General features: G+C 65.2%; 2 protein-coding genes. Both read right to left on the bottom strand.

The features are described from left to right. Positions 1 to 266: ATP-binding cassette domain-containing protein (locus EOA86_RS36545; RefSeq protein ID WP_128345826.1), on the bottom strand; the 266-nt coding region annotated here is incomplete at its 3' end. Positions 267 to 322: 56 nt separating this feature from the next. Then, positions 323 to 876: ABC transporter ATP-binding protein (locus tag EOA86_RS36540; protein WP_164892404.1), on the bottom strand; the 554-nt coding region annotated here is incomplete at its 5' end.

The following is an 876-nucleotide window of genomic DNA, read 5'->3' as shown; positions in this document are numbered from 1 at the left end:
TTCATATCCTTGCCGCGCCAGGATACCGATCCCCTGGTGGGCGACACAATGCCGGCGACGATCCGCCCCAGCGTGGACTTGCCGCATCCCGACTCGCCAACGAGGCCCAGAACCTCACCCCTGCGAACGGCGAGACTGACACGGTCGATCGCCTGCACCCTTGCCGCCGGTTTGGCAAGTTTGAGCGAGATCGCCAAACGAGCAGCGAGATCGGGCCGAGAGCCGAAGCTGTGAGAAATCTCGTTCAGCTCGATCAGCGGCGTCATCCCACCAGAACCCGGTGAGGAGCTTTGAATGTTTGCCGCAACCGGAGTGGAGGAGATCATACGCGGAGCTCCGGCAAGGGATGGACGCAACGGTGCTCGCGCGGGCCAGCAGCGAACAGCGGCACCGCCTGGGCACACACCGCATCGGCACGTGCGCAGCGCGGGGCGAAAGCGCATCCGGTCGGCAGCCGCGCAACACTGGGCGCCATTCCGGGGATCTGCCGAAGCCGCTCGCCGCGCTGGTTGCGGCTGGGAACGGAGTCGATCAGACCGGCGGTATAAGGGTGCAGCGGACGGGCGAGAACGTCCGACACCGGACCGGATTCGACGATGCGGCCCGCATACATCACTGCGATCCGGTCGGCGAGCCGCGAGACGACGGCGAGATCATGCGTGATCCAGATCAGCGACGTGTTGTTCTGCGCCACGAGCTTTTGCATCTCGGCGAGAATCTGCGCCTGGATCGTCACATCGAGCGCGGTGGTCGGCTCGTCGGCAATGATGAAGTCCGGCTGGTGCAGCAGCGCGATAGCGATAACGACGCGCTGGCGCATGCCGCCGGAAAACTGATGCGGATAGGCCTGCAGCCGCTCGTCCGGGCTTGGAATCC

Origin of the sequence: Mesorhizobium sp. M5C.F.Ca.IN.020.32.2.1 (genome assembly GCF_004023105.1) — a bacterium.
Taxonomy (GTDB): domain Bacteria; phylum Pseudomonadota; class Alphaproteobacteria; order Rhizobiales; family Rhizobiaceae; genus Mesorhizobium; species Mesorhizobium wenxiniae.
Note: the sequence above shows the minus strand (reverse complement) of the source record. Positions and strands in the feature narration are given on the sequence as shown.